This window comes from uncultured Ruegeria sp. (assembly GCF_947489545.1).
Lineage (GTDB): Bacteria > Pseudomonadota > Alphaproteobacteria > Rhodobacterales > Rhodobacteraceae > Ruegeria.
In genome coordinates this window covers 16,011-40,256 of the sequence record NZ_CANLDZ010000026.1, presented here as the reverse complement: position 1 = coordinate 40,256, position 24,246 = coordinate 16,011, and the positions used below count along the sequence as shown (strand labels likewise).

24 protein-coding genes and 2 pseudogenes are annotated in these 24,246 nt (G+C 54.9%); 5 read left to right on the top strand and 21 right to left on the bottom strand.

Features of this window, described 5'->3' with window-relative positions:
- Window positions 1-2,359 (bottom strand): annotated as a pseudogene (locus tag Q1B13_RS23760) (hypothetical protein); the annotation flags it as partial.
- Window positions 2,360-3,218: 859 nt separating this feature from the next.
- On the opposite strand from Q1B13_RS23760, the gene Q1B13_RS23755 reads away from it, so the two are divergent.
- The gene (locus Q1B13_RS23755) at window positions 3,219-3,938 is read left to right on the top strand and encodes an NYN domain-containing protein (RefSeq protein WP_299084855.1); all 720 of its coding nucleotides are present in this window, start codon (window positions 3,219-3,221) and stop codon (window positions 3,936-3,938) included.
- A gap of 171 nt (window positions 3,939-4,109) precedes the next feature.
- Here the strand turns inward: Q1B13_RS23755 and Q1B13_RS23750 are convergent, their stop codons facing one another.
- From Q1B13_RS23750 to Q1B13_RS23695, 12 genes are all read right to left on the bottom strand, one after another.
- Window positions 4,110-5,270, bottom strand: coding sequence for an energy transducer TonB (locus Q1B13_RS23750; protein ID WP_298938474.1), 1,161 nt, complete (start codon window positions 5,268-5,270; stop codon window positions 4,110-4,112).
- Window positions 5,267-5,644, bottom strand: a complete 378-nt coding sequence (locus Q1B13_RS23745) for a biopolymer transporter ExbD (RefSeq protein ID WP_298938475.1) — start codon at window positions 5,642-5,644, stop codon at window positions 5,267-5,269. Before Q1B13_RS23745 ends, Q1B13_RS23750 begins: the two co-directional genes overlap by 4 nt.
- A 4-nt stretch (window positions 5,645-5,648) precedes the next feature.
- Window positions 5,649-5,975: a biopolymer transporter ExbD gene (locus Q1B13_RS23740; protein WP_298938476.1), complete on the bottom strand. Its 327-nt coding sequence runs from the start codon at window positions 5,973-5,975 to the stop codon at window positions 5,649-5,651.
- 31 nt (window positions 5,976-6,006) lie between these two features.
- Window positions 6,007-6,669: a MotA/TolQ/ExbB proton channel family protein gene (locus Q1B13_RS23735; protein WP_298938477.1), complete on the bottom strand. Its 663-nt coding sequence runs from the start codon at window positions 6,667-6,669 to the stop codon at window positions 6,007-6,009.
- A complete protein-coding gene (locus tag Q1B13_RS23730) occupies window positions 6,666-7,106 on the bottom strand; it encodes a hypothetical protein (RefSeq protein ID WP_298938478.1) in 441 nt (146 codons plus the stop codon). Before Q1B13_RS23730 ends, Q1B13_RS23735 begins: the two co-directional genes overlap by 4 nt.
- A gap of 477 nt (window positions 7,107-7,583) precedes the next feature.
- Complete coding sequence (locus Q1B13_RS23725) at window positions 7,584-8,753, bottom strand: DUF2235 domain-containing protein (protein WP_299084858.1); 1,170 nt, start codon at window positions 8,751-8,753, stop codon at window positions 7,584-7,586.
- Window positions 8,754-9,090: 337 nt separating this feature from the next.
- Window positions 9,091-9,486, bottom strand: a complete 396-nt coding sequence (locus tag Q1B13_RS23720; RefSeq protein ID WP_299800599.1) for a hypothetical protein — start codon at window positions 9,484-9,486, stop codon at window positions 9,091-9,093.
- 313 nt (window positions 9,487-9,799) lie between these two features.
- The gene (locus Q1B13_RS23715) at window positions 9,800-10,303 is read right to left on the bottom strand and encodes a hypothetical protein (protein WP_299084864.1); all 504 of its coding nucleotides are present in this window, start codon (window positions 10,301-10,303) and stop codon (window positions 9,800-9,802) included.
- A 218-nt stretch (window positions 10,304-10,521) separates the two neighbouring features.
- Window positions 10,522-10,983, bottom strand: a complete 462-nt coding sequence (locus Q1B13_RS23710; RefSeq protein WP_299084867.1) for a GNAT family N-acetyltransferase — start codon at window positions 10,981-10,983, stop codon at window positions 10,522-10,524.
- A gap of 366 nt (window positions 10,984-11,349) precedes the next feature.
- Window positions 11,350-11,673, bottom strand: a complete 324-nt coding sequence (locus tag Q1B13_RS23705) for an Atu4866 domain-containing protein (protein ID WP_299084870.1) — start codon at window positions 11,671-11,673, stop codon at window positions 11,350-11,352.
- A gap of 150 nt (window positions 11,674-11,823) precedes the next feature.
- A complete protein-coding gene (locus Q1B13_RS23700; RefSeq protein WP_299084873.1) occupies window positions 11,824-12,324 on the bottom strand; it encodes a nuclear transport factor 2 family protein in 501 nt (166 codons plus the stop codon).
- Between the two features lie 47 nt (window positions 12,325-12,371).
- Window positions 12,372-13,094, bottom strand: a complete 723-nt coding sequence (locus tag Q1B13_RS23695; protein ID WP_299084876.1) for an SDR family oxidoreductase — start codon at window positions 13,092-13,094, stop codon at window positions 12,372-12,374.
- 216 nt (window positions 13,095-13,310) lie between these two features.
- Here Q1B13_RS23695 and Q1B13_RS23690 point away from each other — a divergent pair, with 216 nt between their 5' ends.
- Window positions 13,311-14,222, top strand: coding sequence for a LysR family transcriptional regulator (locus Q1B13_RS23690; RefSeq protein WP_299084879.1), 912 nt, complete (start codon window positions 13,311-13,313; stop codon window positions 14,220-14,222).
- Window positions 14,223-14,438: 216 nt separating this feature from the next.
- On the opposite strand, the gene Q1B13_RS23685 is transcribed toward Q1B13_RS23690, so the two are convergent.
- Entirely contained in the window at window positions 14,439-15,800 is a 1,362-nt protein-coding gene (locus Q1B13_RS23685; protein ID WP_299084882.1) for an IS1182 family transposase, read from the bottom strand.
- Between the two features lie 323 nt (window positions 15,801-16,123).
- On the opposite strand from Q1B13_RS23685, the gene kdsA reads away from it, so the two are divergent.
- Window positions 16,124-16,969 (top strand): 3-deoxy-8-phosphooctulonate synthase, encoded by an 846-nt coding sequence (kdsA, locus tag Q1B13_RS23680; protein ID WP_299084885.1) that lies wholly within the window; start codon window positions 16,124-16,126, stop codon window positions 16,967-16,969.
- A 190-nt stretch (window positions 16,970-17,159) separates the two neighbouring features.
- Here the strand turns inward: kdsA and Q1B13_RS23675 are convergent, their stop codons facing one another.
- Window positions 17,160-17,510: a Rid family hydrolase gene (locus Q1B13_RS23675; protein WP_299084888.1), complete on the bottom strand. Its 351-nt coding sequence runs from the start codon at window positions 17,508-17,510 to the stop codon at window positions 17,160-17,162.
- 495 nt (window positions 17,511-18,005) lie between these two features.
- On the opposite strand from Q1B13_RS23675, the pseudogene Q1B13_RS23670 reads away from it, so the two are divergent.
- Window positions 18,006-18,164: pseudogene (locus Q1B13_RS23670) on the top strand (Hsp20/alpha crystallin family protein); the annotation flags it as partial.
- Between the two features lie 196 nt (window positions 18,165-18,360).
- Here the strand turns inward: Q1B13_RS23670 and Q1B13_RS23665 are convergent.
- From Q1B13_RS23665 to Q1B13_RS23645, 5 genes are all read right to left on the bottom strand, one after another.
- The gene (locus Q1B13_RS23665) at window positions 18,361-18,675 is read right to left on the bottom strand and encodes a hypothetical protein (RefSeq protein WP_299084891.1); all 315 of its coding nucleotides are present in this window, start codon (window positions 18,673-18,675) and stop codon (window positions 18,361-18,363) included.
- 176 nt (window positions 18,676-18,851) lie between these two features.
- Window positions 18,852-20,141 carry a glycosyltransferase gene (locus Q1B13_RS23660; RefSeq protein WP_299084894.1) on the bottom strand — a complete coding sequence of 430 codons (1,290 nt, stop codon included), beginning with the start codon at window positions 20,139-20,141 and terminating at the stop codon, window positions 18,852-18,854.
- A 416-nt stretch (window positions 20,142-20,557) separates the two neighbouring features.
- The gene (locus Q1B13_RS23655; protein WP_298938485.1) at window positions 20,558-20,974 is read right to left on the bottom strand and encodes a DUF1284 domain-containing protein; all 417 of its coding nucleotides are present in this window, start codon (window positions 20,972-20,974) and stop codon (window positions 20,558-20,560) included.
- Window positions 20,971-21,561: a biotin transporter BioY gene (locus Q1B13_RS23650; RefSeq protein ID WP_299084896.1), complete on the bottom strand. Its 591-nt coding sequence runs from the start codon at window positions 21,559-21,561 to the stop codon at window positions 20,971-20,973. Before Q1B13_RS23650 ends, Q1B13_RS23655 begins: the two co-directional genes overlap by 4 nt.
- A gap of 89 nt (window positions 21,562-21,650) precedes the next feature.
- A complete protein-coding gene (locus tag Q1B13_RS23645; RefSeq protein ID WP_299084900.1) occupies window positions 21,651-22,259 on the bottom strand; it encodes a GntR family transcriptional regulator in 609 nt (202 codons plus the stop codon).
- Window positions 22,260-23,095: 836 nt separating this feature from the next.
- On the opposite strand from Q1B13_RS23645, the gene Q1B13_RS23640 reads away from it, so the two are divergent.
- Window positions 23,096-23,671 (top strand): hypothetical protein, encoded by a 576-nt coding sequence (locus Q1B13_RS23640; RefSeq protein ID WP_299084903.1) that lies wholly within the window; start codon window positions 23,096-23,098, stop codon window positions 23,669-23,671.
- Between the two features lie 71 nt (window positions 23,672-23,742).
- Here Q1B13_RS23640 and Q1B13_RS23635 read toward each other — a convergent pair whose 3' ends face one another.
- Entirely contained in the window at window positions 23,743-24,243 is a 501-nt protein-coding gene (locus tag Q1B13_RS23635; protein WP_299084906.1) for an Lrp/AsnC family transcriptional regulator, read from the bottom strand.
- Window positions 24,244-24,246 lie beyond the last annotated feature (3 nt).

The window sequence follows — 24,246 nt, the reverse complement described above, 5'->3', positions numbered from 1 at the left end:
CCGAGACAACTGCTTGCGCCCCGTCCGGGGTGACGTGGTTGCCATCCACAAGGGTGAACGTTCCATTAAACGTTCCGGTCACAGAGACCACGTCGATCTCAAGCGGTGTACCCTCGCCGCCGGCGCTGTTCAGGTTGGTGATTGACAGCATCATCTCACCCGATGCGTCGCCCCTGATCTCAAGCCGGTCGGTGTTCGCATCATTGCCAGCGAGCGCTGCATCCAGCGCAACAACGCTTCTTCCCGAGCCGGTGTAATCCCCCTCGATGGTGATGACATCATCCGCAGCCCCGTCCTGCACGCTTAAGGTACCATTATTGGTCACAGCAGCGGCGATGGTAAGTGTGTCACTTGCCCCGCCAGACGCGCGAAACACAGATCCGGCCTCAATGCGCAACTGATCCGTCTCAATGTAGGACCCGTCATAGGCGGTGGCACCGGAAATCCTGACTGTATCGTCGCCCGCCCCGCCATAAATGGCCCCGGTGACACGGCCACCTGTCAGGGTCAGGATGTCGTCCCCCGTCCCAAGACGAATATCCCCGATCACTGTCCCCGCCGAGGTGATGTTCGCATTGCCACCCCCGTCTTGTATTGCAATACCAGAGTCCCCCGCAGCCACCCTGGCGGTGGGGGTGATGTCAATCCTCCCCCCGGCACTGGATGTCGTGCGGATCGCTGCGCCGGTGTCAGCTCCGCCCGTCACAGACCCGGCCACATCCACGTCAAAGCCTGTTGCACCCTCAGCGCGGATGCCGTCTGAACCTGCTCCCGAAACCCTGACAACGGCATCCGCAGCCAGACTGACAATCGCCTGCCCGCCATGCGAGTCCGCCAAAAGCCCATGGGCCCCTTCCCCGCCTGTATTGATTTCCCCTTTGGTCATGCGCGCCGTCGCCGTGGCTGTACTATCCTCTTTAGTGGCCAGCGCCCAAAGCCCACGAGCATTTGCCCCCCTCGTGGTGATGGTGCCGCCATCCATCTGGGCAAGCGCAGCCCCATCGCCAGCGGTTTCCGCCAAAAGTCCAAAGGCCCAGTCCCCGCCTGTTTCGATATCCCCTTTGGTCAGACGCGCCGTCGCCGTGGCTGTACTATCCTCTTTGGTGACCAGCGCCCAAAGCCCACGAGCATTTCTCTCAATCGTGGTGATGGTGCCGCCATCCATCTGGGCAAGTGAAGCCCCAGCGCCGCTAGTACGCGCATAAAGCCCATGGGCCTCTTCGCCAACTGTGTTGATCTCCCCTTTGGTCAAACGCGCCGTCGCCGTGGCCGTACTGTCCGCGTTATCGACCTGCGCCCAAAGCCCACGAGCATTTGCCCCCCTCGTGGTGATGGTGCCGCCATCCATCTGAGCAAGCGCAGCACCATCGCCAGCGGTTTCCGCCAAAAGTCCAAAGGCCCAGTCCCCGCCTGTATTGATTTTCCCTTTGGTCAGACGCGCCGTTGCTGTGGCTGTACTGTCTTCTTTGGTGACCAGCGCCCAAAGCCCACGAGCATTTCTCTCAATCGTGGTGATGGTCCCGCCATCCATCTGGGCAAGCGCAGCCCCATCGCCAGCGGTTTCCGCCAAAAGTCCAAAGGCCCAGTCCCCGCCTGTTTCGATATCCCCTTTGGTCAGACGCGCCGTCGCCGTGGCTGTACTGTCTTCTTTGGTGACCAGCGCCCAAAGCCCACGAGCATTTCTCTCAATCGTGGTGATGGTGCCGCCATCCATTTGGGCAAGCGCAGCACCATCGCCAGCGGTTTCCGCAAAAAGCCCAAAGGCCCATTCACCGCCTGTATTGATTTTCCCTTTGGTCAGACGCGCCGTTGCTGTGGCTGTACTGTCTTCTTTGGTGACCAGCGCCCTAACCCCATACGCACTTCCCCCACTCGTATTGATTGTGCCGCCGTCCATCTGAGCAAGCGCAGCCCCATCGCCAGCGGTGGTCGCATAAAGTCCCTGACCAAATTGCCCATCGGTGACGACCTCACCGCCGCCCATTTGTACAGAAATATCACCTGTACTGGCACTCGCTCCTTCCACCTTCGCCCCGGAGCCGCGCACCGTGATGGCAGGGTCGGTTGGAAGTATCAGAGTGAGCCCATCTGACTGGGTATAGGTGATGCCACCATCGTAGTTGGGGTCGCCAACGCCACATGTGACGGTATCTTGTGGGTCGTTTTTGTCTTCTTCCCCGCACTCATCGGCCGCATGCGCCGCGCCGCCCGTGCACAGCGCTGCTGCGGTCGCCACGACCGAAAGCCCTGGCGCAATGCTCGCCACCTGACCCTTGAACCTGATCAAACGACCGCTCCGAACCGAGACGTTGAATAAGCTAAAGGCCGGATGAGTATCTGCTGAGTACTGGTTTGTCATTTTGAAAAACTCCTGTGAGGGCATTCAATACGGTCGGGAAAAGGCACCACCTGTTCCGCCGAGCGGGCAGTTGGTTGGCATAAATGCGGGAATTGATACTTGCGTTGGCCGGAAGCGCTGTGACAGCCTCAGCCAGAAGCGAACCGCCACCGGAGATCGGTGACAATCGCGTAAAGCTATCCAATCCGGAAGCCACGATCAGACTGCCTGTCAATCCATGAGCAATAGCCGACCTGGAGCCGGGTGTCAGAGTATCGGGATGATGTAACCGGTGGGTGCTGCTGTCTGCGCCAAGGCGCGGCGCCGGAACTCGAACCGATAAGCTGATGAAACGGCAGACCCACCCAGACCGCAAGTAACAGCCTGAATCTATTGCGGGTATTGGCGATTTTTAGCCAAACATCCTGAGGGCAATAAGCTGGTTCCATAGCTAATGTTAGACCCAGCGTGCTGTATTGAGTAAATTCTCAAATTCTATATTTGAATAGGCACCAGCTATAGTGAGGTCCACGCCTGGCAGGCTTGCATTTTGTCAACTCGGGCTAGCCAAACAGTGGCTCAGTTGCAGCGGAAGCAAATTAAGTCCCGCTCATCCACCATTTTCCACGTGATATTGAATGTCTGGTTCTCGCGGTCCACGACGTGCTGCGCTAGCAAAATCACTCGTGCTAGCGGAGGTCCGGAAAGGGCTCATACTACCAATTCGGGCTTGTCGCAGAGAAGGGCAGATGCGAGCCTAACGCTGACCGCTAAGTAAACTCCAGGTTTCTGTTTTTGTGAGTGTTCTGGCCTTCGTGTCAGCAGTTCGATAAGTAGCGACAAGTTAAGACAAGAGTAGATAAAACATGGTGCCAACCAGATGACCGAACGTGCTCAACCGTTATTGGCGACGCTGATTGATGCCGACAACGTACCAGCCAAATTTGCGGAAGCAATTCTCAAGGAGGTCGCTTCAATAGGCGAACCCGCGCTTAGACGAGTTTATGGCGATTGGACCAGTAGTCGGCTGAAAGGTTGGTCAGAGGTAATCCTATCGCTGGGTCTTGTTGCACACCAGCAGACCGCCAATACGTCGGGTAAGAACGCATCTGATATTGGTCTTGTGATAGATGCGATGGACATCCTACATGGAGGTCGGTTCGACGGGTTTGTCTTGGTTTCTTCCGACAGTGATTTCACCAGTTTAGCCAATCGTCTCAGAGAGGATGGCTTAATGGTGATTGGCATCGGAGAGAAAAAAACTCCGGAGCCACTTCGGAACGTGTGCAACCGGTTCATTTTTATTGAAAACCTTGTAGCAGACGAAGGCGGAGCCAAGAAACTGGCTTCGGCAAAAGAGCAGCCCCAAAAAGCTGCAAAGTTACTCGTGGATGCTATGGCTCGTATCCAACAAGATGACGATTGGTTTCACCTTGGGCAACTTGGCCATTCAGTAGTCGCTGCACATCCAGACTTTGATGCTCGGACCTACGGAAAATCAAAACTGAGCGATCTTGTAGCTGCAATCAAAGGCTTCGAAACGAAGAGACAGGGTAACAGCCTCTTCGTTCGTTACGTCCAGCCACAGGCAGAGTCCTGAGGAAATTCACTTACCTTCAACCTGACCGACCGTTTTGTCCCGCTCACCTGTCTTTTCTCACAGGCGACCCCAATGACCGGTTTGCGCAGTTCGCACCTTGCCGCAAATGCAAAGGACATAAGCTCAATCGACGGCGGCTTCACCAAGTTCGGCTATCGCCTGCGCTGCTGATCAGTTGATCTGATAGAAGAATGATAGCTTTCGGCTTATGCCGCCCGGCGGGCGCGGGAAGGGTGCCGCGCTCTTAACCTGTGCCTTGGCAGCGCGGTTGACATTCTGGGAACCTGAACTGTTGACGACGTCGACCCAAGCCAGCGTTCCATCCGGATTGATCTCGAAGAAAACCTGCGCGAACCCTCTGTCTTTGACATAGACGACCGGGGATCGATTGAGATGGACCAGTACATCACCGGCATAGTTTGTTGTGTCAGCGTTGCCCGGTCCGCGCCCACCTGACCGGCTTCCGCTGTTTCTCTGGCGGAAGGCATCGACACCATCGCGCTGATAGATGCGAAGCGGCGACTCGACCAACTGCGTGGGATTGCGCAGGTCACTGAAATCGTTCAATCCGTCGCGCAAACCCTTCAGCGTGGGTGTTGGCCGCTCTTCGCGTAGATGCGGACGCGGAGAAGTGGCCACGGCCAGATCGGTCGCATCCGTTTCTTCATCGCTTGCTGCGGCATCGGGTTCGTCAGGCACGGGCTCTGCCGTTTCAAGCGGGATTTCCGGAACGATGGCCGCCTGTTCCAACGGGACAACGGGAACTGCCGTGGCCTCGGGCACCGGAGCGATCGTCGCGGTAGGTTCAATGGATGGCGCGACCGCGGTCTCGGCCTCAACGGGTGCTGCGCTGCCGTCGGCCGGGCCAACCGGAGTTTCTGTAGCCGTGTCGGGTTCCACCGGCGGTGTTGCGGCCGTTTCCTCGGTGGTGTCTGCGCCATCTTCGGGCGGGTCTTCACCCTCTGGCGCGTCGGGTTGAGGCGGTTCCGCTGCCGTCGGTTGCAGGATTTCGGCAGTGCCGGTGTCGGGCGATGGCACTTGTTGCGGGTCCTCCGAGGCCACACGCGCTTCGCTGGCCAGTACTTCCGCCGGTTCAGGTTCCGGCGCCGTCTCGACAGGGGGATCGGGCACTTTTGCGGGTTCGGGTTGCACCGGTTCGGCGGGTGCATCCGCCAGGTCTTCGAAAGCATTGCCCAAGGCGACGGTGTCCACTGTGCTGTCCGCCGCAGGCCGTGCTGTCGGATCAGGCACAACAACGCTCAGGCCAAAACCGTGAACCAGCAGCGACACCAGCAGGGCAATCGTCGCAACAGCCAGCGACCGGCGGATCATTCTAGGGCCTGCTCGGTCACGAGAAACACCGAGGATGCGCCAAGGCGGCGGAGCGTGCCGGTGACCTCGATCAAGCGGACGCCAGAGACATTGCGGTCGGGTACGATCCTGACGGGTTCGGTGCCGTGACCCGTCATGTAAGCCTCCGGATCGGTCGCTGCGCCGCCAAAGCTCAGGCTTCCGTCCTGGTGCAGCACCAATGCGTCGGGCGGTTCCCGTCCCTCAAGCTCGGTTGTGTTCACAAGCGCCAGATCGGGGTCGAGCGGTGCGGCCAGCGTGCCGGTAATCAGGAAGAAGATCAGCATCAGAAAGACGACGTTGATCAGCGGGATGGTCGAGTCGCGTTTGCGGCGGGGGCGGGCGTGGCGGATCATCGACTCACTCCAACACCGTTACGCTCAACCCGTCGCGCCCGCGTAAGCGAACCAGCAGATCCACCAGCCGCTGCGCCGACGTGTCGGCATCAAGGCTGACCAGAACCTGCCCAGTCTCGACCTGCCCGGCCAGCTCATCGAGCGAGGCCGGCGCGCCATTCAACGTCAGCCTTTCGGCGCCAAGCTGAACAAAGACCCGTTCCGTCGGTTCGCCGGCTACTGCGCCCCCGGCGGTTGCGCTGCTCAGCTCGATCTCGCTGAAACGCGAAAAGGTCGATGACAGCATGAAGAACAGCAAAAGCAGGAAGATCACGTCGATGAGCGGTGTCATCGACATGGGCCGTCTGACAAAGGGCGCTGCCCTACGCATGCTCGGGCGTGGCCGAGGAGGCCTCGGTTCCCGGCGCCGCGATGGCCTGACCCGGCACCAGCACGGTGCGCAGGGCCTTGTCCGCGAAGACCCGCTCGCGCGCGGTGCGGCTTTCGAACCACGAGAGCAGCATCGAAGTTGGCATGGCCACGGCAAGGCCAACCGCCGTGGTCACCAAGGCGACCCAGATGCCGCCGGCCAACAGAGAGGGATCGACAGAGGAGCCCGCCGTCTGCAGGCTCTGAAACGCTTCGATCATGCCCAGCACCGTGCCAAAGAGTCCTAGCAGCGGGGCGAGCTGCGCAATGGTGTCCAGCAAACGAAAGCCTCTCTCAAGCCCGGCAAGCGCCAGACCCGCTTCGGCGTCCAAACGATCATCGAGGCCGGGCGTCTCCGGCGTATCCATCGCGGCCCCGACAATCGGGGCGAGGTAGCTGCGGCTGTCGTCAAGACGCGCACGCGCCGTCTGCCGGTCTCCCTTGTCCCAAGCTGCCAGCGCCTCGGACAGAACCCGGTGCCGACCGACCCCACAAGCCGCATATTGCCAGATCTTGTAGATCGTTACTGCCAAGGTCAGCACAGACATTACGATCAGGATCGCGACCACCGGACCGCCCAGGACCAGGATCTCGCGCAGAGCTTCAAGTGGGTTCATCCGAGAAGCTCCACTTCGACACGGCTGCTTGGAGACAGCGCCTCATGGCAGACCTTGCTCTCGGCCCCCGCGACAACGCAAGAATTCGCCCCGTTGATCAATGCCCGTCCGACCATGTCGCAGGCCATGCCGGGCAGATCGAACTGGCGCACACGCGGTCGTCCCGCCGGTAAATCGCGGAAATCGAAGAGCGACAGGCGCACGACCCCACCGGTTGCATCGAATATCACGGTCTCGAACACGGCTTTGTCGATCTCTTCTTCTGTCATGTTTTGCGCAAAGAAGGTCAGGCGGCAGGCACCGTCAACATCCTTAAGCGCGTTCAGTTCAATACGAAGGCCCGATGGCTGCTCAGTGGTGACCTGTGCGAGCAGCATCGTCTGAAACGAAGATGCAACGACCAAAAGCCCAGCAAGAGCATGGCGACGAAATAGCATGGTTTGTCTCCCGAGCGCAGATTTCTTGAATGTCATAGAACCGCGACGCTCCGCGTCTGCCATGCCAAAACTATGTCAACTCGTCCCTTCTTTAAAGGGCCATTCGGGACAGCCTTGGCAGCGGCCAAGCTCGGTTTTCGGCACATCGCTTCCATTTATTCAAGATGCCGCATTTGGGACTATGGGCTCGAGCTTACCTTAGAAACGCCGCGGCATTAATACACTCAAAGCATCGCACCAAATTGAAAACGACCCATAGCTGACCTTCGTTTGCCATGGGTCGAGTTCCCGCAAGCCGCCATTCATGCATCTTGCAGCAATTGTTTCGAGATCACAGTTGCAGGACGATGAGGACAATTGAACCGCGCGTAGCTGTTTTCAGTATCGGAGGGAACGTCTCAAATTCTCTATCGAGCAGTATGCGATCGCCCCTTAGGCATTTATATGTATATGCTGATCAGGATTATTCGGCTGTTCCTAGTCATCTGATGTATTCTGCCGCTTGGACACTGAGTTGTGGATCGCCGCTCCGTTCGGTATCGCCCGAGACTCAAAGAATGGGATGTGGAAGTCGAAGAGCGATCGCCGTGGCTTAGCATTGCTTGTTGGCACACGGCGCGGCAGGAATTCTAGGATCGACCATGCCCAATTCATCGACTCATTGCGCTCGGCCAGCGGATCGGGTTTGACGTAGTCTTTCTTTTCGTTTTTGCCGAGCACGATTTCGTTGATTGTACGGGTTTTGTACTTCAGGCCCATTTTTTTGGTTTCGGTAATCATCCAGTGCAGTGGTATCTTGGCAAGCTGACTTCGCTGTTCAGGATATCCGCCACCAACGTCGGCATGAACACCGGAGAACCAGACTTCTTTCAAATCCTGTAGTTTCGGACTCTTTGGCTTGAATGGTCCGCCCCAGTATTCCTCGCCAGCAGACCAGAGTATTGGCTGAAACATGGTTCGCCTCTCATCGATCGCCACTGCATGGCGGATGGATTCCACACTTCTGTTTTTCTTCGTATAGGCGTGTGAGCGTAGCCTTGGGCCGAAGCGGCCCATTTCTATAACTGAACCAACAGTATCAAAAACCCCTATACAACGGATCGCCGGTCGTTTGGGTCTGAGAATACGTTCGTAAAGCCGTATCTCGGCGAAAGGATTGTTTTTGGGGTCTTTGGAGCCGTCCGGTTGCGGCTCGCCCTTCCTGTCACTGACACCCTTGTAAGCGCGGTAAGCATAGTCCAGAAGGTTGAGATTGATTGGGTCGATCAGCCCGACCGCATGTATGAAGCCGGCCAATACGCGCACTGTGTAGGCCCCGCGGCTGAACCCCAAGAGGTAAATCCGGTCCGGGTCTTGGTGATTGCCATCGTCGCGCTTACCGTCATCGTAATGTTCAACAAGAAACCGGTATGCTTCCTTTACGTTTTTGTCGAGCCCCCAGCCGGTGGCAAGCCCCCAAATCTCAAGTGCTTTGCGATAGTAATATGACCAAGCATTTGCTGCTCCGAATGTCCCGACACCTGGGTCATAGAACACTATCTGTTCAGTGTTCTTTTCCAGGCAACCGTATAGCCGTAGGATGTTGGTTCGGTCTTCTGAAATTTCGTTCGACGTTCCATCGCAGAGAATAACAATGTTCCTGGCCATAATGATCTCCGTTCGAATATGAAGAGGAGGTTATCACAGAATGGCCATTGCAAAAGTGATGTCAGATGGAATTGCGAGCACTTTGGCGCGGGAGAGATTGGGACTAAACGGCCACCGCCGAGTAAAAAAGCGGCCCATAGCCGACATCCAGCAACCAACCCAGATGCTGCGGTCGCAGCCCGCTTTGCTGCCATTCGCTGCAAGCGCGAAATCTGAGGTTGGACGAACTTACTGTCTGCGGGACAAACCTGCCTTTCGCTGCGGTTGCTCCAATGGCGGCTTCATGCGCTTGAGGACAGAGTCGAACTATCAATGCTTATGCGAGAATTACTGGTCGTCACGGCAGCTGAAAGAGGCGCTTGATCATGCGGTTCGCGTCGAGCTCGTTCAATAAAGCGGCGAAGTCATCCCAAGGAGGTAATGTCGATCCTAAGGTGTGGCATTCAATCGCCAACACGCGAAAATCCAAATAAGCAGAGTAGTAAGCTTCGTCATCCTTTGACTTAGGAGGATTCTTTTCAAGCATCTCTTTTGTAACAGTATATTGCTGTTTCGCGCTGCAAAGGTCGCCAGAAAAAAGCCCTACGTCGGCAAGCAGCATATTGTAACCAATTGAAAACGGATACTCGGAAAGCAGTTCACGCGTTATGCTTCTGGCCCGATCATATTTACCCTTGCGACAGAGACTTTGAACCCTCATCAACTTAAAATTGCGAACTAACCGATGTGCCATGCTGTTACATAGACAATTGTTGGATGCTTCAGCAAGGTTTCTTGCCACATGACCTACGCGCCACATTCGCCCCTAGATTGCAAAGCACAAGGTTCTTTCAGCGATGTCCTGGATCTATTGAACAGCACCTCTTCGCGTTGGTGAAGTTGATCTGCCATGTAGAAAAGCCGACATTGGTGCGTGCTGCACTTTCCCCAACTTTGGGCTCGCTGCCGCCATTCTCTGCGGTGGGAACTATCGGGTCGAAAGAGCCCTTACCAGCCATTGCCGAGTGACTTTGCCGCTGCGGGTGCATTCGGCAGGTCACAGGCAATCAAGGTGATCGCAACGAAACCTGTTTCTCGGATACCGCATGATCCTGAAGATACGCAGCCAAACCATCAGTCGTTGATTTCGTGCCGCTCAATAGTTGATTAGCCCATGCGCGAACTTCAAATTGGACGATGTTCATCTCCCAGATGCAGCCAACCACTTCTCTGACTCCATCGCCGAACTCTGTCGGCGTGTCCCAGCTTGCTCTCATCTGGTCGAGATTGGCCAAGACGCTGCCCCACTGCCAATAAAAAACCGGGGAGACGACAGCGACTTCTGCAAAGTGAACGATTTGAAATGCAACACCCTGATTATCCGTTTCATCGCTCAATGACCCGGCTTTTGGCAACCGCTTCAAAGCCTCGCTGGTAGCAGCACTCGCGATAGCTTCATCGAACGCTCTGCCGTGGGCAAGAATGGCATATCTTTTCAGATACCATCCGCTAGCTTCAATACTCGCAAGAGCCAAAACTGGACGGGGTCGATATGGCGGTAAATTATTCAAATCAAACTCCTGAATGTTGTTGTTCGAGCCTAGCTAAGTGGCATCGAAACGCTAGGTAATAATCAAGCGAAGCTCGTAAGCGGCCATCCGTGCATCTCGCAGCATCGATCACTTTGGGCTCACAGTCAGATTTCGCCGCGATCTGCGTCAAGGACCGGTCTGGGATGGATCAATCTTCGCTGCGCGTCGCTTGAACTGGTAAGACGCGGACTTAGCCGTCATTCGGTTTCCAGGTGAAACTTGAGGAAGGTCTCCCCATCATACTCTTGCTCACCAACAAAAACCGCGCCAAGTCGGTCGAGCGCACTAAGATTCTTGCGCGACGGAGGCAGCAGAAACGTCACGAATGGAATGCGCTTGTCGGCAATGGCGAAGTCGATCGCTTTTCTTGAAATGCGCGCACCAAGTCCGAATGAGCGCGGCTTGAGAACCAACCCGAAATCCCACTCTTTCTGAAAACCACCCCAACCAACATACTTGTCGTTAGACAATATAGCCCAATGGCCAAGCCCATCGCGGTTCCAGCACGCCTCTTTGGTCGCGACAAACTTGGCGACAGCGGCCTCATCCCATTCGAAATTCAGCAAAGGCATGTGTTCCGCCACACGCGGATCGGACATGTGCGCGACGATCTCGGATGGATCGATCTCGGGCAATCTGGTGAAATTAATCTCGTGCATCGGTTGGGTATTCGTCCGGGCTTGTTTGCCCGTAAATATGAGCCTGCTGCTCTCTGAACAACAGCAAATGGCGTATCAGACGCCGACGAGACATCGATTTGAATGTCTTGATCGGGCTCTCAGCCGACCTCGGAGCAATCGCAGCATTCTGTTGTCAGTCTTAGACTGCGGTAGAACGCACGGCCCAAACCGGACACCGCCAACCATGCTGAACGCTGCAGTGCAGCTTCCTCAAAGCGGACCTTGCTTGCAAGCGCAGAATACTGAGCTTCTGGACGCCCAGTCACATTAGAAACACGAAGCGGTGCCGTTCCCTTGGCACCGCTCCTTTGCTCGGCTGATTGGCTCTATTGGACGGCATCGCAGTCAATCTGTTCCTTCCCTGTAGAAGATGTAGCCCCCATGATAGAGGACGTCATCTCGGAACTGACCGTCGGCATAAAAACCGGTATCGTCCCAGTACTGGATGATATCGCCGGTGACACGATAGCGACCCTGGTAGGCGCTTTCTCTGAACCCGCGCGCCTCATCGTAACGACCGTTTGACAATAACTCGTGGCGGATGTGACCATCTTCGGTGACCCACATGCCGACAAAGACGTGTTTTTGAGGGGTTGTGGCCTCAGAGGGGCGGGGTGTGCGTGGGAAGTTGGTTGTGACCAACTGGGCCTGGGCAGAAAGCGTAGTCATTGCGACAACCGCGAAGGCAAGAAGGAAGTGGCGTGTAACATTATGAATTCTCCGAATAGAAGGGGATTGGATTTGCATTGAAAGTACTCCTCTTGTGCTAACGACTTGAGGGGCAACAGGCGGACGCTTTCACCTGCGCTGATGTAAGACCTAATTCGAGCGTGGTTCGTTGTTCTGGACGACGACCTCGTAGGCCACCAGATCAAGAAACGCCTCTGCATCAGTCACAAGCCCGTTTTCCATCCGGAAAATCCAGACGAATTGGTTCTCATAGAGCGCGCCGGAAGTTGTGGTCGCAGAGCCGTCGAACCGGATAATGACTGTGTCACCGACCGCCCAAATGTCATGAACCTCGGGAACAAGCGGCGTCGCAAGGCGAATGGTCAGCGGTGCTGCAGCCTGGCTCACAAACGTTTCCATGTCGGTATAGGTGCCTGCTACGGGGCCTGACCCATGGATCGTCCATCGGACGTCTGGGGCAAGAATTTCACTAAAAATGTAGGTGCCACTCTCCCATGTCTGGAACGCGTTGGCGATGATGTGTTCATTTTCAGCAGTATCTCGAGGGCTTTGCGCTGCGGTTGCAATCTGCGCAGTGATCAGTGCCACGCAAAGAAGTGCGGTTTTAAGTTTGATAGCAGGGGATGTCATTTGCTTTTCTCCTTTAGGGTAAGACTTGATCAAGACGTTTTCCGGGGCTACGCTGGTGATGCTGTGGGCCGGATTGTGATCTCGGATGTATCGACTTCAAAGGGGGCTTCGATGACGTGGCGGACCGTGCGAGCTATGTCGACAGGTTTAAGCGCGATGGCACGGTATTCGTCCATAACGCCTTTCGTTTCCTCATGCGTGATGGTTGCGGCCAGATCACTTTCCACTACACCCGGGTTCACGCAGGTTGCCCGGATATGCGGGCTTTCCTGGCGCAGACCGTCTGTGATTGCGCGCACAGCAAATTTGGTAGCGCAATACACTGCGCCCGTGGGCACGACGTAGAGCGCCCCAATAGAGCCTATGTTGATAATCTGACCGGTTTGTTGACGATCCATATGCGGCAGAACCGCGCCGATCCCCCATAGGACGCCCTTGATATTGACATCAACCATCTGGTTCCATTCGTCGTGCTGGCCAGCCGATAAAGGGGACAGTGGCATGACACCGGCATTGTTTACTAGGACGTCAATCCGACCCCAAAGATCGATAGCGTGTGCGGCAAAGGCGACCATTGCTTTTCGGTCAGTCACATCCAACGCCGTGGCTTCGGCAATGCCACCTTCAGCGTTGATTTCTTGCGCCAGCGTCTGAATCCGATCAGATCTACGTGCGCCCAACAGGACCTTTGCGCCTGCGGCACCCAGCTCCCGGGCGATGCCTTCGCCGATCCCGCTCGATGCGCCAGTGATGAGTACGGTCTTGTTCATGATGATCTCCTGTTGCTTGTTCCAACCAGAGATAATGCCACCGCAGTGTTGCGAGTATTGCCGCATACATAACCAAATTGGTTAACGTTGCTTTACAATCTGACCTGCGTAATATCTGTATTTGTCATGTGCGCCCTGCGATTCCACCGCACACATTGCTTGTCGTAGTGCCACCAGACCAACGTGACGGTATCCGCAACAGATGGGAGTAATTTGATGAAAGTGGACTTGAACCTACTCCCCCTTTTCCTCGCCGTTGCCGCAAACGACAATTTTCGCGCCGCTGCAGATCATCTCGGCGTGACGCGATCCGCAGTCAGCCAGGGTGTTCGGAGGCTTGAAGACACACTTGGCGTTACGCTAGTCACACGAACAACACGCGCAGTGCACCTGACTGAAGCGGGTGAGCGCCTTTTAGGCGTTTTATCCGAACCGATGTCCGATATTAGTAACGCGCTTGAACGGGTTGCCGCAGACGTAACCCCTCGCGGTCACCTTCGCGTCGCCGTTACCTCTATTGGCGAGCGTTTCTTATCCGGCCCGTTAATCGCTGGTTTCGTTGCTGCATACCCGGAAGTAACGATCGACGTCACCGTGACGGATGAAGAGTTCGATATCGTATCACGGGGCTTTGACGCAGGCGTTCGTCTAGGTGAAGTGATCGAACAGGATATGGTTGCCGTGCGGCTAACGGGCGAAGAACGCGAAATGGTGGTAGGGTCGGCTGCGTATTTCGCAAAGAACGCAAAACCTCAGCACCCGCGCGATCTGGTCGATCACATTTGCATTGGCTGGCGACCAGCACCGGACGTAGCTCCTTACCGGTGGGAGTTCGTCGAGAACGGGTCGCCTTTCGACGTGGCCGTGCAACCACAGATCACTTCGAATGACTTGCGTTTTATGCGGCAGATGGCGCTAAGTGGAGCAGGTCTCACTTTCGCTCCCGAAGAGGCGTTGCGGCCCCACTTGCAGGCCGGGACACTCATCCCTGTGCTTACCGAATACCTGCCGCCCTTTCCGGGCTTCTATTTATACTTCCCTCAGCGCAGGAACATGGCACCGAAGCTACGCGCACTTGTTGATCATGTCAGGCGTTACTCCAGATCTCTGGAAACCAATCATGAGTAGTGTCTAGCCGCCATGACTAAACAGACCCCAAACATGGCGGACATTCGTACAGCGCGCCGCATAGACCGAATTGGGCTCGCAGCCGACACCTGGCCATTTCACTCAGTCAACAGACGCGCACTTAGGCGGCCAAGGTCGGCAATGCGCTGATTGTGTTGAAAAGCTGATTTCAAAAAGTGCGATGATCTGCTGCCCGAGCGCTTTCAGTCCCGTCACTCACACCGGAATTGGTTTTATCTTGGCCATTTTGCGTAGGTTCTGGACGGTTGCGGCCATGAGGAACTCATCTTTTGCGCCATTTGGCCCTCTGAGGCGAAGGCGGTCGAGACCGATTATGCGTTTTAGGTGTGCGAACAGCATCTCGACCTTCTTTCTGGCGTAACTTGACGCGACATAGGCGTCGGTCGTGGCGATCTCACGTGCCTTCTGACGGGCGCTTTCATGCCTTGATCGGGAGATCTTTCTCACCGCCTGGCCGGGAGTGCATTGGGACTTCAGAACGCACGCACCACAATCCTGTTTTCGGGCCTGATAGCGTTTGGTTCCATCCTTGCCGAACTTGGCTCGGCCTTTCGAGATGTCGCGCCAGTACGGCCGCAGTTCACGACCTCCGGGGCAGCGATAGGCATCTTCGTCGGGAACGTAGGTGAAGTCGGTTGCCGAAAACGCTCCGTCCTTGCGTGCGGATTTGTCGAAGACCGGAATATGCGGTTCGATGCACTGCTCCTCAACGAGCCAGCCGAGCATCTCGGCTGTGCCATAGGCCGTGTCTGCCGCAAGCCTTTCAGGATGCAAGTTGAAGCGAACCCGCGTGCGGTCCAGCATCTGGCGCACGGAGCGCACTTCGGCCTGGCGGATGGGCACCGTGGCCTCGACATCGACGATGATTGCATGTTCCAGATCGACCAGATAGTTCGTGCTGTAAGCAAAGAAGGGCCTATCGCCATTAGCGCTCGTGTAGCGCGAGGCGGGATCGGATGGTGATATCGCCTTAGGTTTCACCGGCGTTGCGGAACCAAATGCGCTGTCATCGAGCGTGTCGAGATATTCCTGCGTTGCCCGGCTCACCGTATCTGGTGCTGACCATTCATTGAAGTCAACCTTGCTGTAACGGCTGGCATCTGCCTTGATGAGCGATGCATCTGCGCCAAAGATTTGGCCCCCGACAAGTCCTTCGGCAATGCATCGCGCCAGCACATCTTCAAACAGGTGGCGGAACAGATCGCTGTCGCGAAAACGACCGTGGCGGTTCTTGGAAAAAGTGGAGTGATCCGGCACACGGTCGTTCAATCCGAGACGGCAAAACCAGCGATACGCGAGGTTGAGATGCACCTCCTCGCACAGCCGCCGCTCAGATCGGATACCAAAGCAATAGCCAACGATCAGCATTCGGATCATCAACTCAGGATCGACAGATGGGCGGCCCGTGTGACTGTAGTGCTCGGAAAGATGCGCCCGGATGCTGGTCAGATCAACAAACCGGTCAATTGCGCGTAGCAGGTGATCCCGAGGGACGTGATCTTCCAGAGAAAACTCATAAAACAGCGCCGCTTGCGCTTCTTGTCTTCGCCCCATCATGCCCCGATCTCCTGCCCAATGCAGAAATTGAATCAGCGACTTGCGGCGAGATCAACAAAGAGTTTTTCAACACAATCGGCTGCGAACTGCCAACTGCATCGGTAGCATTCAGATTGCTCGGCAATGACTAGTCAGGGCTCGTTTACCAACTCGGGCTTGTCGTAGCGAAGGTCCGCAGCTAGCCCTCTTAGACCTATGCTGCGTCTGGTACGAAAGTCTGTGATCGACAAATTGTGACTGGACCGGTGTTGAAGAAACAAGGGATACCATAGTGTTTCTGCCGTGCTAGAAGCCTTCATGCAAGAAAGAGCAGGAGATATCAATTGGCAGATGTTACGGTAGCAGATATCCCCATAGGAAACCGCAACGCAATGACGTTGATAGGTGGCATGAATGTCATCGAATCTCGCGACATTGCACTCCGGGTTGCCGAAGCGTTCGTCTCAGTTACACAGGAACTAGGCATCCCATACATATTCAAAGCTTCGTTTGACAAAGCAAACAGGTCGTCGATCCACTCATTTAGAGGGCCTGGATTGGACGAAGGATTGAAGGTGCTTTCAGAAATCAAATCTGAGCTTGGCGTGCCTGTTATTACAGACGTGCATGAAGTTTCGCAGACAAACCCAACAGCGGAGGTTTGCGATGTATTGCAGGTGCCTGCATTTCTGGCGCGCCAGACTGATTTGCTAGCGGCAGTAGCTGCCACAGGCGCAGCGATAAATGTGAAAAAACCTCAGTTTATGAGTCCATCTCAGGTTAAGAACCTCGTCGAAAAGCTCAAAGAGTGTGGCAACAGCAGCGTAATGCTATGCGAACGCGGATCATGTTTTGGATACGATAATTTGGTTGTTGATATGCTCGGCATCAAGACAATGCGGGAAAGTAGTGATGATGCGCCAGTAATTTTCGATGTAACTCATGCTTTGCAAATTAGAGATGCTGCTGCGGCTGCATCTGGTGGGCGACGCAGCCAAGTTGCTGAACTAGGACGGTCGGGCTTGGCGGTGGGTATCGCAGGCTTGTTTCTTGAAGCGCATCCTGATCCAGACAACGCCAAGTGTGATGGCCCGAGCGCGTTACCATTGGACCGCCTGAAAGAATTCCTGACGCAGATGAAGGCGGTGGATGACTTGGTTAAGGGCATGCCGGATTTAGATTTGTGCTGAACAAAATCTACAAACCTACGCTATTCTATGATGTTGGAATCTGGGGTGGTGTCTTTTCCAAAAGCAGTCATTGGCGCAGTCGCAGCGAAGCCTGCGCAGCAGTCACTCACGCTGAGCGCAACGAATGACTGCTCCCAGCCCAGAGTTCTGGATGCTGAAGTATGGACAAATGACGGCTTTGCGCGAGAGGCTACACAAGTTTGGCGGTAACAACGACTTCGATCAGACAACCTTCATCAAGATCAACACCAACACACGCGCGCTGCGGCCAGTTCGTTTCTGGTCCAATCCAGTCAAGCCAGACGCTGTCTAGATTGGGCTTTTGTCTTACGTCATTGAGATAGACTGTTGCCTGAAGCATGCCAGCTAATCCGCTACCCGCAGCTTCTAGAATGCGTCTGAGCTCATTCAGTGTATTTTGCGTCTGCGCAATTATGCCGTCCGCCAAACTTGGATCGGTTGCCACAGCGTAAACAATCCCATCCGATACGACCGCTTCACACCGACCTAATCCTTCGTATGGAAACCTTTTGATCGTCATGTGTCACTTCCTGATGCTCCGCACTTCTTTATGTAACCTAGGCGACTGTGAGTGGGTGAGTCGATTGTGAAAGCCGTCATTCGAAACGCGGATTTTAACGACAGCAATAGTCCACACTTCCGCCATTTTCCACCTGGTCTTAAATGTCCGGAATGTGCGGATTGCTACATGCTGCAAGAGCGAAACCTGAAGGCACGGTCAAGGGCTGGTCAGGGCTCTTACCGCCAGTCGATGCGTCTCGCAGATGAAGACGGCAGTGAGCCACATCCGACTACTGATAACAATTACACCGGTTCATTGAACAAGTTTGATAGATGCGCGGTAGTTTGAGACTCTTCCAACGTTCTCAGTGGAGATTCTAAAATGGATCAGCATATTTTCTGATGCCTACACGTTGACCTGGATTTGCAGTAGGCGCACTCAAACACTCCTGCGGAGGACCCTGACAATGGACAAACGACGCTAGCCCTTGAGGGCGTTCGCTTCTTTTCCGAGCGGCAATATGGATCTTTCAGCCGCTCTTTCCGTCTGCCACCCGACGCCGAGGGAGATAAGGTCGACGCTCAAATAAAGGATGGTGTTCTGACAATTACTATCCCAAAGACAAAGCCCAAGAAGTCGGACACCACTAAAGTAGAGATCCGCAAGGGTTAGTAGTCGGCAAGAATAGCGAGTCTGTTTTTATACCGAACGAATAGGTTCCCACCAAACAGGTTGGGGTCGCTTGTCTTCAACGGCGGCTGTGTCCGCTTGGCGGACCTTGAGGCCTCCTGAACTTACCCGATGACCTGCAGAAACTGCCAGATGACTGCTTAAATCCCGCTCTGCGATTGCTCCAAGGGCAGCATTTTTACGCCGTTGTCAGAAACGCAACGCGTATGGCTTCTTTCATAGCAGCCTGCGGCTCGGTCTCTGCGGATCCGCTTCCTGCCATGACCAACTTGGAAGCAGGCGTCGATCCGAACCCGAGGATATCGCCCGCAACGGCCAGGTCGGAATGCAGTGACGAGCGCCCCAACAAGCCCACAGCCATCCCTGCTTCGACTGCTGCGATCACTCCTGAAACGCTCTGGCTGGAATAGGCGATGCGGTAAGGCATTGCGCGCGCTTCAAGGGATGCAATCGCAACATCGCGCCACCAACACGCATGATCGAAGAGCGCCACCGGTAGGCTTTCCCGGCACCTTGGAAGCGGTCATTGGCGCGAGCGCAGGGAATTGGCGCTTAGTCCGCCCTACCGTCATTCGTACCCTTGTTGGAAACCGGTTGGCCAGCTTTGACACAACGAGGCTAGGGGAATGTCTATTGCGAGACCAAAGTGCTGGATGCTGCGACTTGTGTCTAAGACCGCTTGCAGGCTTGAAGCCGCTTTTCGATCTCGGAAACTGCGATGGCGGTTCCATCCTCGCTCTCTAGGTCGGTGGCTAGGTGTTGGGCTTGGACTTTGATGGCAGGATCGCAAATTGCCGTGGCTATTGATGCAGCAAGGCTCTCTGGCGTCAACCGCTTGCGCGGGATCGGCGGAGCACCGACACCCAGAGCGAGGCTCCGCTCGGCCCATCCGGGCTGGTCCCCGAAAAACGGGCAGATCACAGAAGGCACTCCTGCCCGAAAGCCCGCCGCTGTTGTTCCCGCGCCACCATGGTGGACCACTGCTGCCATGCGGGGAAAAAGCCAGTTATGCGGCACATCCCCTATGACGATGATGTCTTCGGATTCAGCCGCAAGCCCGGCCCACCCTGATCCGATAACACCACGAACACCGGCCAGCCTAACTGCGTCTAATACAAGGCGGCCGAGTGCTTCGGGGTCACGCGTTGTCATACTGCCGAACCCGACATAGACAGATGGTTTGCCCACCTTAAGAAATTCCTCTAGCGCCCTTGGGGGTTTGTAGTCCGGATCAAGGGGGAGCCACCAATAGCCAGTCATCAGTGCATGTGCAGGCCAATCACCCGGTTGACAGACCACGAGGGGGCTTATGGCATGAAGCACCTCAAAGACGCTCATACCGGGCGGCATTAGTACATCGCGGGCGCGACGGACGGGCGCAAGACCGAGTTCCTCGCTTCTGAACCGATTTACGGATTGCCTGAAAGCCCCGTAGGACATCGCGACCAGGCGATAGGTCGCACGGTTGTATCCTGGAATCGGCACACGTGGCAGCCCTGTCGCCGGAAAGGCGGAGGTTGGCACGATCATCGGCTGCAGCACGGCAAGCATCGCCGGAATGCTGAGGGCTTCGGCCATGTGCGGCCCTGCAATGACCTTGGGATGATAGAGAATCAGATCCGGTTTGGTTTTTTGGGCTGCGGTCCATGCGTCGGTGCAGAGTCGCGCGTTGATCAGTCCCGATTTCCGGGCGAGCCGGATCCCGGCGGCAACACGGCTTAGGAGCGATGAGCCACCCTCCAGCATCGTCTTGCCATCGTCAGAATGGACTACATCGAGTGAAGCGTTCGTAAGCGGTGCGTAATCCAGACCGAAAGAGGCGATCCAGGGTCCGAATTGCTCGGCTGTTGCGAGAGTAGCTTTGTGACCTCGTTCTTTGAGCCGAAGCGCGAGTGCAACAAATGGCTCGACGTCTCCGCGCGTGCCATAAGTCAAGATGAGGATGTTGGCAGGGTGCATACAACCGGCTAACACAGGTTTTCGGATGTGGCTACCGCGCGGAAACAGTCTTTGTAAGCCCGCGACCGGTGTCCGCTCCGTCCGCACTTTTTCACCTGATCTTAAGTGTTCGGGTTGCGCGGTTAGCGACTTGCTACACGAGCGAAGCTTCAAACTGCGGTGAAGGTCTCGAAAGGGCTCATCCTAGCAATTCGGGCTTCTTGAGGCGAAGGTCCGGATCGAGACCAAGGTGATGATGCTGCGGTTAGCTCGAATGTCTTACTTCAGAAGAAGAGCAATCGACCCTCAACAAAGGCTTAGGTTTTGAATAGTGTTTTTGACGGCCACAATCGAGGTAGTTCAGGCATGTTCCAAAATGGAAGTTTTTGTGCCGGTGCACGTTCGACCTCCCTTCAAACACGTAAACGCAAGGGTGGTCAAACGAATGTATCTTTGTAACCATCTATAGAAATGCTGGTGCAAAGATCTCCCCATTGGCAATCGATGCAGGCGGCCCGAACCTGATCTTGTGTGAACGCTGCCCGAAGTCGTTTCAAGGAAGGTTTATCCAAACAGAGCTTTGCGCCGGGATGTATCGGAACTTGTAAAATCCTGCCCACATCCTTCGCAGCTTGCAGGTCTCGATTGTGAACGCTTTCGTCACAACAATGCACGTTATTTTCTGCGAAGCGCGGGGCACAGATTTCATCTGGTCCTTCTACAATTTCGATATTCTCTCCCGCAGAAATCCGCCCCGCAATCACAGTCATGTTGTCGGTGAAAGCGGGGCTGTACCCCTTACCAATATAGGTAAGAATGCAAAGAAGATGGTGAGTACGCAGGCGGACTGTCATACGGCAGTACGTTTGATATCACGCATCAGCAGTTTAAGTGTCATCGCTCCGAGGCCGGACTTGAGGACCCCACCAAATACAAAGGGAACGACACCAACCATAATTGCCTGTTCTGCACCGATCAGCACTGCAAGCCATGTGGCACCTAGGATCAGACAGATCGCGTTGCCGATAAACATTGCAAGAAACGACAACCAAATGCGCTGGCCATTCCAGCCTCGTGCCGTCAACCATCCGACAATCATGCCCGCGACGGGGAAGGCAAAGAGATACCCGCCGGTCGGACCTACGAAATGGTGAGTTCCAGCAGCTCCCCCAGCCAACACCGGCAGCCCGAGGGCACCCTCTATCAACCACGTTACAATCGTGACACCACCTAAACGCCATCCATACAGAGCGCCAACGAGCGTAACCGCAAATGTTTGCATCGTGATCGGAACAGGCATCATTGGAACTTCGATATAGGACGACAGGGTGAGTAAAAGGGTGCCGAAAACGACGGCAGCCATTTTCCACGGCAGCGTAAAGCTTCGCACATCGAGCGCTCTGTGAGTATTGCCAGCGGCTGAAGTTGTAGACGAAGTCATTTGGATGCCCCTGAGTATTATCTATTAAATTTAAGCTACGAATCAGAAGCTATGTAAACTATAGATAATTCATGAAAGCAAACCAGAATTCATCCGCGGGAGAGGTGCCGCCTTAAGATGGTAGATGCGGTATTTGCTTCCCGCCGCTCCATGGCGTGAAGGATCGCCACATGATCGTTGTCCGACGTGCTGAGCCATGTTTCACGCCATCTTGCATGAAATCTCTGCGCGGAAAGGCGCTGAAGCTGCTCGATACGTCCCAGTAGAAGTGGCCGCCCACAGGGCTTTAGAATTTCCAGGTGAAACTGCCGGTTGGCTTTCTCCCAAGAAATGGGATCTTTGGCATGATCGCAAGCAAGCCGATAGATCTCCATTTCCTGCAGGTCCGTTGGCGTAACATTGGCGACAGCTTTTTCCAAAGCCAGTGGTTCCAACGCAAGTCTCATCTCTAGGATGTCGTCGAGATCTTCGGCACTTAAAGAAAACGCTCTAACACCGCGCTTTGGGACAAAGGTGGCAAGTTCCATCTGCACAAGGCGCTGAAGCGCCTCTCGAGCAGGGACGTGACTGCACTTGAATCGTGCGGCTACACGATCCTGCGCAAGTCGAGCACCCTGAGCAATGTCGCCCCTGATGATTTCTTCTGCGAGGACGTCAGCAATAACTGCAGGTTTTATAGATAAATCAGACATAGCCATGGTCTACCCTTAAGCTGATCATCGGAAAAGGCCGTTGTTTCTGAAAATTGGCGGCCAAAACACGTCGCTGATGGTTGCTGTATCTGCGCGCCTTGCCAAAAATGACCGCTTGATGAAGTGTTCATAAAACCGGCCATTTGTTCATGTGCAGCGAAGGTCTAAAAAGTCCCACACTTCCGCCATTTCCCACCTGATTTTGAATGCCTGGAATGTGCGGTTTGCGACTTGCTGCACGAGCAAGCCTCAAAGTCAAGTGAAGGTCTGGTAGAGGCTCATTCTACCAATTCGGCCTGACCGAATTTAGGATTACCAGGTATCGTTTCGGTGCGCTCCGGTGGTGAGGGTACCGCCTTTTTTGCTGTAGGTTATCCCGACCAAGTTCCGTGCGACACGCTCAACTGAAAGTAACGACGGTTCCATCGTAATGCTCAAGAGCTTGACTGCGAGTTTGCGGGTACTGGCCGCAATGGCCTTCTGCTCTATCCCATGCTTCGCGAAATGGTGTTTGTATATTGCCTGGGACTCTGGCTTGCGCCAGATACATTTCCATTCCGCCTAAACGAGAATGCCGCAACATTCCGTTTTGTTGTGATGAACCATAGGCCGAAACGGTAAGTAGAGCTGCGATAGTTGTTAGCTATACCACAATAGTACATCAGTATTGGTCTTCGAGCTCATTATGGCCGAAATCTATTGAGACTCCCTCGGGCACAAAACGCATACGTTGCGATTAAGAAATGGATTTCGCCAGACTCTCTCGGACCACACGATTGCGCTTAGGCAGATTTCGGCTTGCGTTCTGGGCAGGTTTGGGTTTGGCAACGCTAGCACTCACAATGGCTACGCTTTGGCCGCTGCACGCTTCAGCTGTCAGTCATGAAGGCGGGCCAATTGAAACGATTTCCGCCGCTGCACTTTTTGCGGCAGGGATGGCCGCATTGTATCGGTTTCCCGGGGTCAACCGGATGTACATCGGACTAGTCTGTCTGCTCTTGGCAGAACGAGAGCTGGAAGCCGATATTTATCCGATGGGCAGCACTCTCTATTGGGTACTAAGCACCTTTGACACATTGCTTGATATAGCGGTTTTGCGGGTTGCGTTAGGGCTTTTAGTCATTGGTGGATTTATTCGGCACGGGATACCCAATGTACTGCGGGCCCTGAAGCTTCGCGCGCCTTTCCTGCTGGTGTTCGTACTCGCAGGTCTGTCAGCATGCGTTGCCCAAGTGTTGGAAGAGGTGTCCGGTATTTACGCTGCTGATCTGTCGCATGCCATGATGGTTCGTGTATTTGTTTTGGAAGAAATGCTTGAGATGTTTTTTTCGATTGGCGTGTTGGTGGCTGTCTTGATCGGATGGCCAAAAACGTATTTTCAGGAGACGCTTAGCAGGACGCGTCGCAAACTTTTATGAACCGAAGTTGTTAGGGTCAGGATGCATTGATTTTTGTTGCGCTGCGAGCCGATGCATGTCTGCTCTAGCGTCTATAACGCCAAATCGAATTTGTGCTGTTCCAGAACAAACAGAGATTGATACTGAAGCACATTTTCATCTCCGGCAAACAGCCGCAGGCTCAATTCTTGAAACTCTTCCATATCTTTCAAGTTCATCATGATGACCGTGTCCGTTTCGCCTGAGACCGAATAGATTTGAGAGATCGCCGTCTCGGTTTTCATGTTGGCCAGCCATTGCTTTCGAGCGGTAACACCGTGGTCAGCCAGCTTGACCGTGACAATCGCCTTGAGAGGTCGACCCATTTTCTTGGCATCAGTGAGAACGATCACACCTGTGATGATACCCTTTTCCTTGAGTTGACGAACACGCCGAAGGCAGCTTGACGGTGCCAAACCAACTAGATCGGCTAGGTCGTTGTTCGCTATAGATGCGTCTCTTTGAAGTTGGCTAAGTATCCTGCGGTCAATGCGATCCATGGAAGCCTGCTCATTAATTGCTTGCCTATGCAATCCAATTGCAAAACTTCGCAAATT